This window comes from Spirochaetota bacterium (genome assembly GCA_038043445.1).
Lineage (GTDB): Bacteria > Spirochaetota > Brachyspiria > Brachyspirales > JACRPF01 > JBBTBY01.
On record JBBTBY010000060.1, the window covers coordinates 1 to 16,366 of the forward strand.

At 56.1% G+C, this 16,366-nt stretch carries 12 protein-coding genes; 4 read left to right on the forward strand and 8 right to left on the reverse strand.

Annotated elements, in window-relative coordinates:
* The coding region (locus AABZ39_08865) for a hypothetical protein (protein MEK6794874.1) at positions 1-626 on the forward strand (626 nt) is incomplete at its 5' end.
* Positions 627-730: 104 nt separating this feature from the next.
* Here AABZ39_08865 and AABZ39_08870 read toward each other — a convergent pair.
* The 3 genes from AABZ39_08870 to AABZ39_08880 form a co-directional block, all read right to left on the reverse strand.
* Positions 731-3,583 carry an FAD-linked oxidase C-terminal domain-containing protein gene (locus AABZ39_08870; protein MEK6794875.1) on the reverse strand — a complete coding sequence of 951 codons (2,853 nt, stop codon included), beginning with the start codon at positions 3,581-3,583 and terminating at the stop codon, positions 731-733.
* A gap of 4 nt (positions 3,584-3,587) precedes the next feature.
* Positions 3,588-4,028 carry a CoA-binding protein gene (locus AABZ39_08875; protein MEK6794876.1) on the reverse strand — a complete coding sequence of 147 codons (441 nt, stop codon included), beginning with the start codon at positions 4,026-4,028 and terminating at the stop codon, positions 3,588-3,590.
* 221 nt (positions 4,029-4,249) lie between these two features.
* Positions 4,250-7,570, reverse strand: a complete 3,321-nt coding sequence (locus tag AABZ39_08880; GenBank protein MEK6794877.1) for a hypothetical protein — start codon at positions 7,568-7,570, stop codon at positions 4,250-4,252.
* A 151-nt stretch (positions 7,571-7,721) separates the two neighbouring features.
* Here AABZ39_08880 and AABZ39_08885 point away from each other — a divergent pair, with 151 nt between their 5' ends.
* Both AABZ39_08885 and AABZ39_08890 read left to right on the forward strand, forming a co-directional pair.
* Complete coding sequence (locus AABZ39_08885; GenBank protein MEK6794878.1) at positions 7,722-9,452, forward strand: P83/100 family protein; 1,731 nt, start codon at positions 7,722-7,724, stop codon at positions 9,450-9,452.
* Between the two features lie 188 nt (positions 9,453-9,640).
* Positions 9,641-9,946 carry an RNA-binding protein gene (locus AABZ39_08890; GenBank protein MEK6794879.1) on the forward strand — a complete coding sequence of 102 codons (306 nt, stop codon included), beginning with the start codon at positions 9,641-9,643 and terminating at the stop codon, positions 9,944-9,946.
* Between the two features lie 110 nt (positions 9,947-10,056).
* On the opposite strand, the gene AABZ39_08895 is transcribed toward AABZ39_08890, so the two are convergent.
* The 4 genes from AABZ39_08895 to AABZ39_08910 all read right to left on the reverse strand — a co-directional run bounded on the left by AABZ39_08895 (position 10,057) and on the right by AABZ39_08910 (position 13,975).
* Positions 10,057-11,208: a hypothetical protein gene (locus AABZ39_08895; GenBank protein ID MEK6794880.1), complete on the reverse strand. Its 1,152-nt coding sequence runs from the start codon at positions 11,206-11,208 to the stop codon at positions 10,057-10,059.
* 3 nt (positions 11,209-11,211) lie between these two features.
* Positions 11,212-12,393 (reverse strand): sialate O-acetylesterase, encoded by a 1,182-nt coding sequence (locus AABZ39_08900; protein ID MEK6794881.1) that lies wholly within the window; start codon positions 12,391-12,393, stop codon positions 11,212-11,214.
* The gene (gene cysE / locus AABZ39_08905) at positions 12,390-13,136 is read right to left on the reverse strand and encodes a serine O-acetyltransferase (GenBank protein ID MEK6794882.1); all 747 of its coding nucleotides are present in this window, start codon (positions 13,134-13,136) and stop codon (positions 12,390-12,392) included. The genes AABZ39_08900 and cysE overlap by 4 nt, the downstream gene beginning before the upstream one ends.
* 269 nt (positions 13,137-13,405) lie before the next feature.
* Complete coding sequence (locus AABZ39_08910; GenBank protein MEK6794883.1) at positions 13,406-13,975, reverse strand: hypothetical protein; 570 nt, start codon at positions 13,973-13,975, stop codon at positions 13,406-13,408.
* 360 nt (positions 13,976-14,335) lie between these two features.
* Here AABZ39_08910 and AABZ39_08915 point away from each other — a divergent pair, with 360 nt between their 5' ends.
* Complete coding sequence (locus AABZ39_08915; protein ID MEK6794884.1) at positions 14,336-15,343, forward strand: zinc-binding alcohol dehydrogenase; 1,008 nt, start codon at positions 14,336-14,338, stop codon at positions 15,341-15,343.
* 6 nt (positions 15,344-15,349) lie between these two features.
* Here the strand turns inward: AABZ39_08915 and AABZ39_08920 are convergent, their stop codons facing one another.
* Positions 15,350-16,294 carry an AraC family transcriptional regulator gene (locus tag AABZ39_08920; GenBank protein MEK6794885.1) on the reverse strand — a complete coding sequence of 315 codons (945 nt, stop codon included), beginning with the start codon at positions 16,292-16,294 and terminating at the stop codon, positions 15,350-15,352.
* Positions 16,295-16,366: the final 72 nt, after the last annotated feature.

Consider the following 16,366-nt stretch of genomic DNA (forward strand, 5'->3'; position numbering starts at 1 on the left):
TCCGTGATTGGATACACGGCTTTATGACCACGCTTCTGCGGGACTATCCTGTCGACGGTATTATCTGGGATGAACCCAAAAGTGAGAATATCATTTCCACACATCCGGCAACGATAGAAAAATTCGGCGCTCATCCCTCCCCGGAGCAGATGGAGGACAGCTTCATCGATTTCCTAAACGGGCTTACAGCGCATTGTCTGTCGATACGCCCCGACCTCTGCATCACGCTGTTCAATCAAAGCACTTCATCTTCGCGGTTCACTGCCGCAAGCACGGCGATCAGCGGCATCCGTTATGCCGGATATGACGGTAATCTTTCTCGGCAGAGTTTCTTTCACGAAGAGCCCTCCTGGAAAAAATACCGCATCGAATCCGTCTGGGAACGCACGCAGGCCGAATGCGCTCTGTCATCGAAAGGAACGTTCGCGCTCATTGAGAATATGCTCATCCCGAAGGCCGCGGTACCGGAATACCGTGATAATCTTGATGCCTACCTCTCACGCTACCGGCCTGACCATCTCTCGCTCTATTATTACGCGCATAACAATGAAGACCCCGAGTCCGTGCATGCGGTCACGAAGGAAATGATGCGGAAATACCTGAACAGCCAGACCGATACAGCATGATGCCTCGACAGGTTTTTTCGCATGCACCCGCCGCAGTTCTTTGAAATAGCGGCGAAATGAACCGGAACATCGTTCCGGCAGGATGGCGCCGATGCAGCGGGAGATCATCGATTTTTCGAGAGCGCCCGTGCGTAGATCTCAACGGGGTGTACGACGCGCGCTGTCGTCACCGCCTTCAACTGCTCGCGGCACATACCGCAGGGGCTTGCTATCGTCGCCGCACCGAGCGCCGTGAGACGTTCCGACAATTGTGCCGTCAGCGCTGTGTACGCAGGTGCATTTTTTGCCTTCATACCGAAGGTGCCGCCGCTCCCGCAGCAGATATCGTCGATGACGGTGAGCGCAATGCCCGGCGTTGCCTCAAGCCGCTCGCGATGACCCGTGCTGTGCGATGCGCGCTCATGACAGGGCGTGAAGTATACGATCGGGAGCTTTTTTAGCTGCATACGGTCAAGCGTACCCGCGATAACATCATCAAGCGTGACGAGTTTGGCGGAGAATCGTTTCGCTTCATCGGCCATGCGGCCGTCCGCGTATGCCGGCCACAGTTCGCGTATCATCATGGCGCAGGAAGGGCAGGGGGTGATTATCTCAAATCCATTCCTGATGAATGGTGCGAACGAGCGTATCGTTCTTTTCATGTTCCTATGGACGATGCGGCTCATCCCCGCCGTGAACGCCGGCATGCCGCAGCACTCTTGCCTGGGTACGACGACGGCAGCGCCCGCTCGGGTAAGCAGGTCGATGTGAGCACCAACGACATCAGTATCGAAGGCATAGCCGTGGCAGCCGTGGAATATCGCTATCTTCCGTGCTGCGTTCGTGCTGCCGATGATGCGGCCGTATTTCCATGGGCGCTTCGATGTGAACGCGGGATATGAGCGCTCTTTGCTTACGCCGATGACGGCGAGCATCGATCGGAACAGCTTCGAGCGAAGGGCGCGGTTGGTGAGCGAGGGGAATATCGCGCCGAGGCGATTGACCGTTCCCGCGCGTGCGAAGAGCATGTCTTCCCGGTATCCGCCGCGCCGTGAAACGACGTCGTGCTTGAGCGTAAAGGCGTGTAATCCGGCGGGGATGGCCGCCGGGCATGAGGACTCGCATCGGCGGCAGAAGAGGCAGTCGGTATAGAGCGCGGATGCGAGTTCGCGCCTCTGGTAGAACCTCGTGCCGTGCGCTGCGGCTTCCGACATCGTTTCGCGTATGAGATCGAGACGCCCGCGCGGGAGCGAGAGCTCATTGCCGCTCACGAACGAGGGACAGAAGGTGCGGCATTCACCGCAGCCGCTGCAGCGCTCCGCGTCCGCGCGTACCGCTGCGAGCAGAGCGGGCGAGAGACGCACCGGGAGCGTACGTGCGCGGTAGGACCCATCGAATCGCATATTTTCGTCTGACAACGGCGGTCTTTCTGCGGCGATGATGCCGGGATTGAACATGTTCTTCGGATCGAACAATGCTTTCACCTCGCGGAACACGCCGTACAGCGCACCGAAGCGATGCGAGAGGTATGCAGTGCGCAATCTCCCGTCGCCATGTTCGCCCGTCGCGGTACCGCCGAGCTCTTCGACGAGGGCATGCGTTTCACGGAGGAGCTTCTTCATGACCGCACGGTCCTCGGATGAGCGCGGGTCCATGAGCGGACGTACATGGAGATTGCCGTCTCCGGCGTGACCGAACACGGCGTACGAACCGGAAAGCCCCGCGGCATCGAGCAGCTGGCACAGACGCGATATGAATTCGGGCAGGAGTTCGGGCGCTACCGCTACGTCCTCGATGAGGGGTACGGCCATGCGCCCATCCGTGCGGCGGTTCAAAAGCGGTGCTATCGCGTAGCGCAGCCGCCAAAGCGCATTGCATTCGGCGGCATTCACAGCGGTGCGAGCGCTCGCGGCGAGGCGCGTTCGCTCAACGGCGATATATCGCGCGGTGCGTATCTTGTCGTCGCGTTCTACGGCGCTCTCTTCCTCGAATTCGACGAGGAGCGCAGCTTGTGCATCGGCGGGGATACGGATCGTCGACGGAGCGTGACGTGTGACCATGGCAAGGAATGAAGCGTCCATGAATTCGAGCGCGGACGGTTCGAGCGCGCGCAATTTCCCCGCAAGCGTAAGGGACTTCTCACGCGAGGTTGAAAAGCAGAGCATGGTGGCGCGGTATCGGGGGAGGGGAGAGAGCCGGAACGATATCTGCGTGACGGCGGCGAGCGTTCCCTCGCTCCCGACGATGAGCGGTGCGACATCGAATTTTCCGTCCGTGATGATGCGGTCGAGTGCATAGCCGGAACTGTTCTTCCCGATGGGTACGGAGAAGCGTTCGATGCGCTCGCTTTCGCGGGTGATGATGCGCGGGAGCGATCGATGTATCTCGCCCCAGAGCGACGGATTGGCTGCGCCCGCGGCAAGCTCGGGGCTGTCGATGTCAAGCGATGCCGTGGTGACGGGGCTTCCGTCGGAGAGCACGAGCGAGAGCGTTCTCGTATGCGACCGCGTATCGCCGTATTTCACGCTCCGTGCACCGCTCGCATTATTGCCGATCATGCCGCCGGCCGTTGCATATGCGCTCGATGACGGTGCGCAGGGCACGCGCATGCCGTATCCTGCAAGATGCGCGTTGAGCCTGTCGAACGGAATGCCGGGCTCGGTGACGACGTATCCGCCTGCGGGATCGACCGCGATGACCTTGTTCATATATTTCGTCGTATCGATGATGATGCCGCTGCCGACAGCCTGTCCTGCGGTGGAACTTCCCGCTCCGCGCATGGTTATCGGTATCCTGTGCTCCCGTGCAAAGAGCACGGTGCTCACGATATCGAACGTATTCCTCGGGACAACAACGGCCTCGGGGCGTACGCGGTACAGGCTCGCATCGGTGGCATACACGTCGCGCACGGCGTCGGACAAGAGCACGTCGCCGCCTATCGCCCCCGCGAGCTCGGCAAATCGTTTTTTCGGGAGCACGGCCTCAGAATCGCCGGAAAAGTTTCGCTATGACCGCGTGAATGGAATGCGGGAACGCATGCTCCTTCACGTACATGAAGAGGCATCGCCCGCTGACGAACGAAAGCTCATTGGTCTTGCAGTACGCCTCGGCCTCATCGCTCTCCGCACCCTGCTGAAGCCAGATATGCTTTATGCCTTTTTTCGCCGCTTCGGTGACGACGGCTAGCGTCTCCGCCGGCGGAACGACGACGACCGTTGCGGTGACCGCTTTCGGCAGTGCGGCTATGGATGGATAGCATTTATCGCCTTCTACCGTCCCTGCATTGGGGTTCACCGGATAGACGGTATATCCGTCGTTCTTAAGCTCCCGGTATATCGTATTGCTGAATTTCTTTCCGGAGCGTGAAACGCCGATGACGGCTATGTGCTTCTGGGCTATGAATTGCTTTATGGACTCTTTCATGAACGTGCTCTCCTTGTCGGATAATACTATCAATTCCCGTTCTTTTGTCAAATTAAGGAAAGGAGTTTTCATTCGTTACCATTGCCGTCTGCCCACGGCGGGCACATACATTTCAGTATAACACACTCACCCATCCCCCGCCGCGAAATACGCGGCACCCCCTGTCTCTCAGGGAAGTGAGAGAGGGAAGGGGGAAGAGAAGATTACATGCAGTATTTTTTCTACTCGCTTAATTTTCCGAACAGCGACGGGTCTTTTTTCTCTCCTATCCCGCCGCCCCATTCGAGCCAGCCCAAGCGGCCGTTCCCGTCATTATCGTTGACCAATACCGAAAAACGCAGGGGCTTGCCGGTCTCAAAGACGAAGGGATAGAATTCCGTCCAGTCGATATGCACTTTATAGAGCGTGCGTCCATCCTGTCTGTCCACATCGGCGCGGGCGTGTTGCGCGGGATGTCCCGCCGCCGTCCAGTTCTGCGGAATATTCCCGCCGATGAATGAGGCAAGATGCTTCCATACGACAGGTCCGTCGGGAGTAAGCGCTACCGATATCTCGGTCTGGCTCCCGTCGGCACCTGAGGCGTCCGCATCGAGGGCGAACTGCAGCGAGTCGCCGTTATACGCCTGCCCGGGCTTCTCGTTCTGCACATGGACGGTATCGCGCACCTCGACGAGAAGATCGAGCCCTGCAGTACCGCAATGAACGGCGAAACGCGCCTTAAATCCGTCCGGCCGCGCGGCACCGCGAATACCTTTGAACTGCCAGCCCTCCGTATTCCACTGCGTATCAGCGTTCGGCGAAACGATCGGCGACGGAGAAAGCGTTCCCCTGACCGCATTCGCATCGCTCGATGCTTTTTTCCGTTCGAGCGGATAGAGAAGCGCCGTTGCCGGTACCGAAAGCGATCGAAGCTGAGACTCATCGCATTGTTCAATGAGATACGTCGAGCGTGTGTCGAGCACGCGGTCATTCCAGGGTTTTCCTTCCCAGCTGACGGCAGTTGATGATGCGGAGATCGTACGCGACAGCCGTGCATCGATCGTCTCCGGCGCTTTCCCTTCATTCCACACGACGAGAAGAGGGCCGGCATCTGCTGACAAAAGCACCGCTTTCTGCGTGCCGAGATCGAATTCCTTCGCATACCGCACGCGGCCGCCGATGCGGTCAAGGAAATTCCTCATCACGACGGCGGCGATACGCGGCTCCTGATCGGGCCTCTTGCGGAACAATCCGGAGCAGTGCGTAAAAATTCCGTTCGCACGGGCATACTGAAGCGATTCCATCTCATCAAGGTTCTGCATCTCAAAGATCACGATGCGCTCAACATTGTACTTAAGCTGCAGAAGAAGATCCGTCAGCATGCGGCGCCCAAGCTCTCGTTCATCGGGGATATTATCCGAGGCAGAGCTTCCGATCAGTATCGCATGCCACTCCGAAGAGCTCCATGGTTTCGGCGTGTGCCCCTGCTGTTTTTCGAGATCCCAATAAAGCCGCGTCTCCGGAAAGCTCCCGTGCATGGTAAGTGTATCGTAATAAGGGAATCCGCCTGCCTTGAGATATTCCTTATAGAACGGGATATAGCCCCGACCTGCCTGTCCGCCGAGCCACACGTTCGCGTTCGGCATAACACCCTTGATCGTATCGTATCCGCTTTTCATGAGCGAAGCGAAATTCTCCGTCGTGTCGCGCCAGTACACGCTCCCGGTCGGCAGATGCGGTTCATTCCAAAGCTGCCAGTCGCTCACGCGCTCCTTATACCGGGTCACGAGGTCGCGGAGGAATACCGTCCATGAAAATAATTCCCTGGGCATCCACGCCGAATAGCGCGGCACGCAGATATCGATGTCCGTGCGCTCCGGGTACGGCGATGCCCATCGCGGCGTTCCGTACACGGTCACGACATTGCTCTGAAAACCATAGCGGTCGGCAAGCACCATCGCGCGGTCCATGTAGCCCCATTGGTAGACACCCTTCTCAGGGTTCACGATATTCTCTTTGCGCCAATTATATCCCCAATGCGCCCACAGCCGCATGAAACCCATGCCGGTCATGCGCGCCATCCCCATACATTCGTCATCATCGAATTCAAGATTGAAGCCGAACTGCGGACGGTTTACATACGCGCGTTTTTTTACCACCGCAACGCCGAAGCGGTCCCGTCCGAAGCGCTTGACGGAATCCTTGCCGCGCATCGTGAAGCTCCGCACCATCGGCCGTGTCTGTCCCGCCTCGGTATACGTGAATTCCATCTCATAAAAACCCGGCTGCGGTGCATGCCATACCCAGCCGTTCGCAATAAGTACATCGCGGCCGATGTTCACCTGTGCCGCAGTGTCCCCAGCCGATGTAAAAACCGTTCCCTGCACTGAGGTCAGTCCTGCCGGCGGATCTTCGCAGATGAAACGCACCGGCGCATCCTCGAACCAGGCGAAACGCGCTGCCGGGGCAAGGCGGAAATCGTGCCGCGACATGCCCGCCGCCGCTGTTACATCGTCGATGTACAGCGCACCCTTCGGATCTTTCTGCCCGCGCGTGCCGAAATTGATACGGAAATTGTCGGCATCCTTCGGCATTTCGGCGCGCGGCACTTCGAGCGATATGGTCTGCCACGAGCCCTTGCTCACATCGGCAGGGAGATCGCTCCGCGATATGAAGGTGTTCCCTTTATTCCAGGTGATGAACATCCAGGGGAGCGCATTCATCTCCGCGGACATCTTTATTGCGGCGGACACATGAACGAATTTATATTCGCCGGGAAGCGATACCGCGGCGGAGGCATATCCGATATAGCCGATCTCCGAGGCATTGATGAAAAGCGACCGCGTACCGGAAGCAGCATCATCCGTTGTCACCCCGAGCTCTTTCGAATCGTTCTTCGCATTCCACCGCGTGAGCGACCATTGCGACGGCTGCGGATACGGCTTTCCATTCTCGACCGCTTCAAATCCGGAATTCGGCACCAGCGATGCAGCGGATGCTTTTTGAGCCGCTTCATAACGGACGGAGATATCATCATACATCACGGCGCCGCTGCCGTCGCTGTCCCCCTGCGCTGCAAGACAGAGCATGAACGTGTCTGCATCCGCCGCGATCTCCGTACGGTCGATGAGGATACGTACCTCTTTCCATTGCCCGCGCGGGAATGCATCGAGTTCGGCGTTCTTCCTGCCGAGATATTTCTGTCCCGCATTCCATGCAATGAACGCCCAGGGCGTATGTTTGACAATATCGTCACTGAGCTTCAGCTGAAAGGTTACCGCCAGGGTTTTCCAATTCAGAGGGAGCGCCATCCCGGGCGAAGCAAAGCCGATACCGCCGGCGGCATTCGGCCGTATGGATGCGGCGTATTTCCCCGATGCGCCGGCCTCAAGTGCGCACACCGCGGATGCGCCAGGCGTCCATTTATGTATCTTCCATGCCGCAGGAACGGTACGGCCGTCCTCCGTCACTGCTGATTCGAATCCCGCGTTCTCTACCTTCAATTCACCGGGGAAGATGATGTATGATATGAAGAGCAGTATCAGGGCGGATCGGATGAACATACGGCCTCCGATGATAGTTGGATATCAGTATAGTGCCGACATATCATCAGTCAAGCGCAGGGACGGTTATTTTCATATACTTTTCGGTCTCAATTCCGGCATAGCATCGTGCCGATAATAGAAGGAACATCCCCCCGCGCGAGGTCTTTCAATGGAATACCGGTCAACGCTCTTTATTGTCGTGCTCGCGGCCTTGGTCGCCGGCGATACGCACCCCCTCGAGGTCGATATCGACGAGTTCAAGAACATCAAGAAGGTAGAATTCGTGAATTACAAAGGGCCGAACAAGCGGGAAGACCCGCTCAATGAGATATTCGGCATCGGACGCACGCTCGCAGAGGGCTCGAAGACGCGCTACCAGGAGCCGTTCCGCTATCTGATGAAATATTCCGTTACCCGCGCGGTGTCGAAGGATGAGCCGGAAAAACTGTCAGCCGATATCATATCGATAGACAAGGATGCGCAGGTCGATCATATCGATAATGTCAGGCGCATTACCGCCGGCTATCTAACCGAGATGTACGGATATACCCATAAGCAGGCCTGGGCGCTCGCTGTGTTCATATCGTATTACAATGCCGTGCATCGCGGTGATATGGATTATTTCTCATCCGTGTACAAGAAAGGCGTCATGAAGAACATTGACGCAAGGAATGCGGGGATATCGACGAAATATTCCGACTGGCCGGGTGCGACGAAAATGCTCGTGCCGCTTACGGAAGCGGCGAAACGCGGCGGTATAGACGCCATTGACCCGTTCGCGCTCACCGATGAAAAGACGAAGAAGGAGATACGCAAGGACGACCGGATAACGGAGCGAAAGGACATTGTCGATCTGAAGGATAAGGCAATTGCGAAGGATAAGGCGCAGCTCGATGCGAAGAAAGGCGATATAGAAAAGAAGAAAGGGGACATAGAGAAGGACAAGAAGGTTATTGATGATAAGAAAGCCGCCATCGATCGCGAGAAAGAGGACGCGGCGAAGAAGGAAGAAGCCCTCAGGAAGGAGAAGGAAGCGGCAGCACGGATAACTGATACGGATAAACGCAAAGAGAAAGAGGATGAGATTGCCAGGAAGGAAAAAGAAGCCGCGGCGGAGAAGGAGAAGATCAGGAAAGACGAGAAAGAGCTTGGGGAGAAGGAAAAGGCCGTTGAGAAGAAGACCGAAGCGCTCAAGAAGGATGAGAAGGATGCCGCCGTAAAGGAAGATGCGCTCAAGAAGAAAGAGGACGCCGTAAAAGAGGAGAAAAAGGAGATAGCGAAGGACGATACGTCCCCGGAAGGGCTTAAGAAGAAAGAAGCGGACCTTGCGAAGAAAGAGACGGAGCTCGATAAGCGAGAGGATTCGCTTCGCTCGAAAACGACGGATAAGAATATCTATGCGGACAAGCTCTATTATCTCAAGATACGCGAATATCTTGAGGGCGGGCATTATAATAACGAGATGTTCCTGATAGACGCCGCCGAGCGGAAGGTGGTGCTCAAGTCTCCGGTGGCGACTATCTGCGGGAGCCGCTACGATGTGTTCTCCGACGGCATTGTCGTGATAACCCATGCGGGGAGCCATGCTTTCGCACATCACCTTACGCTCATCGACCGCGAGAAGCTGACCGTCAAGATAACCGGTACCGAGAACGTGTTCTGGCGGAGCTTTGTGGAGATACGGGAGGGTTATATATACGCGATCATCATAAAGGACGGGAAGTACTATCTCGGAAAATTCGATGGAACACTCGCGCTTGCAGCGAGTTCCAGGGAGAATATCAGCGAAAACACGTTCCTGAGCTTTTTTGGGGACTACCTCTATATCAATAAAATGGACAGAACGGTCATTGTCCTCAACAAGAACGACCTTTCCCTCATCGATACGATAAAACCGTGACCGAAAACCCCGGCAGTTGCATTTTTTGCGATTATAACGCATAATAACAGCGTTACGTTGTATGTTCATCGTTCTTAGGCGACAGGTTTCGTTCGGCTCCTTCGGGATCGTGACGATCGTGCGTTCTAAAACGAACGGCATCAATGCTACAAATCACGATATTGGGTATATCCCAAGAGGAGCCAGGAATGGCAAAAAAGATCTATGTGGGTAACATGAGTTATACCACCACCAAAGAGCAGGTTCAGGAGCTCTTTGCACAGTACGGCGCGGTTACAAGCGTTGCACTCATCACCGACCGCGATACCGGCCGGGCAAAAGGTTTCGGCTTCGTCGAAATGGCGACCGATGACGCTGCTGCCCAGGCTATCGCAGCGCTTGACGGCAAGGAATATGACGGCCGCAAGCTTAAGGTCAACGAAGCCCGCCCGAAAAGCGACGAAGGTCGCGGCGGCGGCGGCGGCGGCGGCGGCGGACGCGGACGGCGCTACTAGCCGAACTCGTTCACCAGGCACTCCGGTATCCGGATGCCAGTACGAAGGTGAAAACCAAAAGACCGGGCTTTGCCCGGTCTTTTTTTTATAGTGCGATGGAGCGGTCGTTCTTATTTGCCGCGGGTTATACCGAAGAGATAGGTAATGTCATGTTCGCGGAAATCGCCGGCACGCGCGCGTCCTTCACCGACATAGCCGATGACCATGGCGCTTCGTCTTTCGGCGTCAATCCAGAAGAGGAATATCCCGCTGTGCCCGATCTCCCCGTAGGTGAGGTTCTTGAACATTATCCAGTCGCCCGGTTTGAGATCATAGGGGTTCGCATACGGTCCGCTCTCCTTTCCGGAGAACACGCTCTTTCTGTTCTTTTCCGTAAAGCCCGCGTTCTTATACGCGAGATTGATCCAATCCCAGCAGCTCCCGCGAATGATGGTGTTCGCTGCGATGAGCGCATGCGCGGCTGCGAGCACTTTGCCCCCCGGCGAATCCTCTTTCCCGTAACGTGCGGTAAGCGCAAGAAGCGCGTCGACTGAGACCGGCGGCGGAGAGAAATCAGAGCCGTGGTCCGCTGTGGCCATTGAAGAACGAGGTACATCCTTTGAATAGAACGTGCTCCGCTCAATGCGCTCTTTCGGCTCGCCGGGTTTGTCCGCATAGCTCTGCGTTTCCCTGCGCGATGACCAGCCGCCGTTGTCGTTATACGCGTCGTAGCTGTATTCGGCCACATGCAGAACGGAACCGTCATCGGCGGAAAGTACGATGCCGACGGGCAGGCCGCTTTTATCGTAGTGATATTTCTGTATGAACAGAAGCGACTTATCGGCTGCGAACCGTCGGCGTTCGGTAAGCACGCCGCGTTCATTGTAGCGATAGCCGTAATACCAGAGCTTGTCCCCGTTCGCGCCGAATACCGTTTCGACGCGTTTCTCCGGTCCTTCGTACGCGGTGCTGTAGAGGAGTTTGCCTGCGCCGTCAAAGACCTGCTTCGCGCGTCCGGCATCCGCGAATTTCATGACGCGGTAGACCTTGTCGTTCTTCACGTAATCCGTGGAGCGCACCGTCTCGTTGCGTTCATTGTATTCGCGGACTATCGTGCGAATGCCTTTTATCTCATAATAGCCGCCCTGCTCACGCGACCATGCGTAGGAGCTTGCGTCGCTCCGTACGATAGTGCCGCTTGCCGGCGCTGTCGTGGCGACGGCGAATACGGTCGACGTGACGCACGCGATGATGAGAATGAACGATCCTGTCCTTGCCCGCATACATTACCCCCGTTGTTCTATTGCTGCCGAGAAAGCGCATACCGGCATGTCGGCGGCATCCGTGAGATCGCACACGGGCAGTAGACCGCGCCCGTAGGAAATGACATCGCCTGCCGCAAGCGGAACGCTCGTTCGTACCGTAATGATATTTCTTTTATTCTCCTGCCGATACGCAACACAAACGCGCGTCCGAGGATGCGCCGTGCCGTCCGGTGTGTGCACGGAAAAACCGTGAACGGCATTTTGCGGGAGCAGTTCACCCGTAACGCCTGAGAAGGTGATATCCGTTTCCCCCAATCCGCGGTCATTGATGCGTGGACTCATGCCGCTGAATTTCGGGCCGAGGGGGATATCTTTTCTTTCGCCGGTGAGCTTGAGCGCACAGCGCGCCATGCGTTTGCCCAGACGCGTGAGCCCCGGTGCATCGATGTGTATCGTGTCGTTGAGATGAAGATCGATGGCGCTTGTCACCGCGATGACAGACAGGTGCTCCGGCATGGCGTACTGTATATCGCGTATCTTTTCCCATCCATAGGGATTACGCCCCGCGTCCGCAACACAGCCGAGCTGCACGGTGACGACAGGAAGGTTCGGCTTCCCCGTATCCGCGCGCACCGCTTGTACCCAGTCGATGAACCGGTCGCGATAGACGGCCGACGATTCCGGCGACGCGTCCGATTCGCCCTGATACCAGAGAATGCCGGTGAGGCTGCCGCTCGCGAGCTTGATGCGTTCGAGCATGGCGCCGTAGAGGCTGTTAAGCCCTTCGCTTTTTTTGGTATGGCTCCACTGCGCGAGCGACGTACCGCCGTGTGCGGCGGCAATGAGGCCGACGGGACGCCCCGTTTCGCGCGCGTAGAGACCGCCGAACGCAATGCCAAGCCCCGCGCCGATGCCTTTATTGCGGCCCTTCCAATACTCGCGTATCGAGGTATCTCCCTGCGAGGCTATGTCCGGCGGCGTCATCGACTTTCTCAGCTGCCAATCGACAGGCGCCGTACTCCCGATAAGGTCATGGAGCGGATCCTTCGCTATCGTCCACTCGTGATGCGTTGTAAAGCAGTATACGTTCGGATCGCGTTCAATACGGGAGATGTATCCGCATCCTTCCATATTCGATTGCCCCGCCAGCACCCACACATCGGCGTTCGCCGGGAGACGTATGTTCGCGTTCGATCGCTTCATAGCTCTTTGCGTGCCTTCCGTTTTGCGCAGTCATTGTTGAGATCGCAGCCGATCTTATCCGCCAGGCAATCGATCTCCGCATCGATGACCTTTATCTTGTCCCACACCGGATCGACGAGCGGATTATCGGTGAGTACGGTTTTGCCGTTCTGACGTACGACGCGCGCCGGTACACCTACTACCGTGCAGTCGTCGGGGATGCAACGGAGCACCACTGAGTTCGCTCCGACTTTCGCATGATTACCGATCGTTATATTGCCGAGTATCTTCGCTCCGGAACCGACGATCACATTATTGCCGAGGGTAGGGTGGCGCTTGCCGCTTTCCTTGCCGGTGCCGCCGAGTGTAACACCCTGATAGAGCGTTACATCGTCGCCCACTTCCGCCGTCTCGCCGATGACAACGCCCATGCCGTGGTCGATGAAGAACCGTTTTCCTATCTTCGCTGCGGGGTGTATCTCGATGCCGGTGAGCGAGCGGCCTATCTGGCTGACAAGGCGCGGCAGGAACGGAATGCTCAATGCATGGAGACCGTGCGCGATGCGGTGTATCACGAGGGCGTGAAAACCGGCATAGGTGAATATCACCTCGAAGAAACCGAAGAATCCGCGGGCGGCGGGGTCGCGATCGAAGACTGCGCGTATATCGCCGATGAAAATGAGCGCTGCGATAAGCCATATCGCGGCATAGGCGCCGATGAGAATGGCGATGAACTTGAGAATATCCAAGGCTTCGATGTACATACGATATCCCGCTCCTTTGCTTCCGGGTATCAATCAGTATATAGAAGCAATGTGATTAGTCAAATAGGGGACTGGCTTTGCGTCGGAGTGTTCGCGTATGCGCTCTCAAACGTAACGGAATGTTTCACGCCGGTATCGGCTTGTATTGATGATCGATAGAACCGGCGTATACCCTGTTACTGCAAGGCGATCAGTAATCGAGCGAAACGATAAAAAAACGGCGGGACCGTGCATGTACGATCCCGCCGTATCGATCAGATTGCTATTGACTAGAACTCGTAGCCTACCGAAGCGCCGAGCTTAAGCGCGAATGAATTAAATCCAACAGTGAAATATGGTAATGTGAAGGTGAGGACGGTCACGGCACCGAAATCGACCAGGCTCGCTTCCGCGCCGACGAAAGGCCTGATAAAAAGACCGCCGTCGCTGCCGAACATGAGCTTATAGCCGATATCAGCACGCAATCCGATGCCGACACCGAACATCGTTGCAACACCTGCAACCCCGCCCGATAGAAATGTTACAGGAATTGCCAATCCGAGATAAAGGCCGCTTAATTTCGTTCCGCCTATGCCGAAATACAGATTCGCACCGATATCGGCGGCAAGGCCGAACATGGACGGCACGACCATATACGATACATTGAGACGAAATCCGGCGGTATCGCCGAGCTTGCTTTCAAGTCCGAGTCCGAAAGCCGGATAATAGGTACTTGCAGGCGATAGGAACAGGTAGCTGTCATACTGTGCCGCCAGGCTGAAGCCCGATGATGCGAATACGGACGTAGCGGTCATTGCCGCGATCACTGTCGCCATCACGAATTTCGAGAACTTCCTCATACTCACTCCTTTGGAACTTGCTTTTGCAGATTCCCCATTGTAATAGTATACAGACATGCCTGTATGACTGCATGACACCACATGCCGTTTATTTTTGCAACCGTTTTGCATACCGTTATTTGAATAAGGAGGATCGATGCGTTGACAATGCGCGGCAGCGTCTCATATACCGAGATAGAGACAACGGCATCTGGACTATCGGCTATTACTCGAAACGCACGTGGCAGAAGAAAAGCGGTCTCATCAGTTGGTCCGCCGATGTGTGATCGTGATCGGCGCATGCACGTACATGAAAACCGTATTCCCAGACATACCCTTTCCCCGCAAAAACCGCATCTTTGTCCCAGGGAGTACACAACCATGAAGTCAAAAAAGGTAGTATTTGCTGCACCGTGGAAGGTAGAGGTACAGGATGAGGAATTCGATGCAAAAAATCTTCCCGCCGAAACGGCAGCATTGAAGCGCATCTATTCATTGATAAGCGCGGGTACCGAGCTTGCCTGTCTTTCCGGCGGCGAATCGTGGTTCAAGCTCCCCGGTGTGCACGGCTACACCGCGATAAGCGAAGTGACAGCGGTCGGGAGCGACGTTAAGAAGTTCTCCGTCGGCGATAAGGTATATCATTTCGGGAAACATTGTCTGTATTCCATCGCATCGCAGAACGACATTGTCATCAAGATACCCGATGGTATTGAAGAAAAATATGTGCCGTTCACCCGCATGGCGACGATCGCGATGACCGCTTTGCGTACGAGCGAGATAGAACTCGGGGACTACGCTGCGGTGACCGGTCTCGGCCTTGTCGGGAATTTCGCCATGCAGCTTGCGAGGCTTCAGGGCGCGAATGTCATCGCCATCGATCCGTCAAAACGCCGGCGCGAATTAGCGAGTGCTTGCGGCGCACGGCATACTATCGATCCGCTCTCGGAGAATTCGAAAGAGCGCGTACTCGCTATGACCGATACGAACGGCGTGAACACGTTCATTGAAGCGAGCGGCGTGCCGAAAGTGTTCATCGATAATATCGGTCTTGTGGGAAAACAGGGCGAAGCGATATTGCTCGGGAGTCCGCGCGGGGACTGCATTGCGAATGTGACCGATCTGCTCAACATGTCGCATCTCTGGGGGAACGGCTGCGTGACGATAAAAGGCGCGCATGAATGGCGCTATCCGGTCGCGAACGATCAATTCGTCAAGCATTCCATCGAACGCAATTCGCGTATTGTGATGGACCTTATCGCATCGAAAAAGCTCATGGTGGAGCCGCTCCATACGCATACGGTCACGCCGGATACGGCGGCGAAGGCGTACGAGGGCCTTCGCAATGAAAAGGACACCTACATCGGCGTCGTCATCGACTGGCGATAGTATTCGTCAACCGTGCGCCCCATTGCTGCGGTTCTTCATCCGATAATCGGTCGGCGATACGCCTTTCTTTTTTCTGAACATACGACAGAAGTATCCGATATCGGTCATGCCGATCGCGTGTGCGATCTCATTGATCTGCTGATTGGTGTCCGAGAGCAGGGCGCAGGCGAAAGATATTTTTTTATCGATTATCATCTGCCCGAGCGGGAGTTGATGCCGGTCTTTCAGGAGCGTATTGATCCGATTGAGACTTAACCCGACATAACGGCTTATTTCGATGGGGCGGATGTGACGGTGCATGTTGTCGTGAATAGAGAAGTTTATTGCCTCAACGATGTTCCGCGAATCATCGTTGCGCGGCGTCGTTCGGTCGTTGACGCCGGCCGATGGCGTCTGCTCCGGAACGAGCGTTTTAAAAAGTTCCAGATACGACTCCCGTGAAAGGCAAAGTACCGTTTCATCGAGATACGGCGGTCTTTCGCGCACGGCGGAAATGATCCGATCGATCACCCCGCCGGTCGACGGGTTTCGGCCGAGAAAATAGTTCCTGCGAACAGTGTTCTCCCGGAACGTGTCCGCGCCGCCGCCGCGATGCGAAATAAAAAGCATGAAACCGAATACGACGGCGAATTGCCCCGATACCGACCATCCGTGGCGCATATCCGCAGGGATGATGATCCCGTCGCCGGGACCGCACACGATGTCGCAACCGCCTGCGTGATAGGTCATACCACCGTCGAGCACGACCGAAAATTCGAATGTCCGGTGCGCGTGCAGAGCGCTTGTGCGCTGGTTCCCTGTAAGTCGATTGACATGTATTATCTGCGGTTGTATCGTATACCCGCCGATGACGAACATCTCGCGGAAGCGCCGCATCGACCGCAGTGCGGTATTGATCGAGTCGCAATCGCCGGTCGAGAGGGATGTCGCCCTGTTTTTCTTGTTTTTCATCGATCGGTATCTTACCGTACGGATGATGAAAAGTCCAGTTTATTTTGATTTTGTCATATAGACGATCTTTCC

Excerpts from the sequence above, each read along its gene's own strand:
- AABZ39_08875 (MEK6794876.1), bottom strand. The coding sequence starts at position 4,028 with ATGAAAGAGTCCATAAAGCAATTCATAGCCCAGAAGCACATAGCCGTC.
- AABZ39_08880 (MEK6794877.1), bottom strand. The coding sequence starts at position 7,570 with ATGTTCATCCGATCCGCCCTGATACTGCTCTTCATATCATACATCATC.
- AABZ39_08885 (MEK6794878.1), top strand. The coding sequence starts at position 7,722 with ATGGAATACCGGTCAACGCTCTTTATTGTCGTGCTCGCGGCCTTGGTC.
- AABZ39_08890 (MEK6794879.1), top strand. The coding sequence starts at position 9,641 with ATGGCAAAAAAGATCTATGTGGGTAACATGAGTTATACCACCACCAAA.
- AABZ39_08895 (MEK6794880.1), bottom strand. The coding sequence starts at position 11,208 with ATGCGGGCAAGGACAGGATCGTTCATTCTCATCATCGCGTGCGTCACG.
- AABZ39_08900 (MEK6794881.1), bottom strand. The coding sequence starts at position 12,393 with ATGAAGCGATCGAACGCGAACATACGTCTCCCGGCGAACGCCGATGTG.
- cysE (MEK6794882.1), bottom strand. The coding sequence starts at position 13,136 with ATGTACATCGAAGCCTTGGATATTCTCAAGTTCATCGCCATTCTCATC.
- AABZ39_08910 (MEK6794883.1), bottom strand. The coding sequence starts at position 13,975 with ATGAGGAAGTTCTCGAAATTCGTGATGGCGACAGTGATCGCGGCAATG.
- AABZ39_08915 (MEK6794884.1), top strand. The coding sequence starts at position 14,336 with ATGAAGTCAAAAAAGGTAGTATTTGCTGCACCGTGGAAGGTAGAGGTA.
- AABZ39_08920 (MEK6794885.1), bottom strand. The coding sequence starts at position 16,294 with ATGAAAAACAAGAAAAACAGGGCGACATCCCTCTCGACCGGCGATTGC.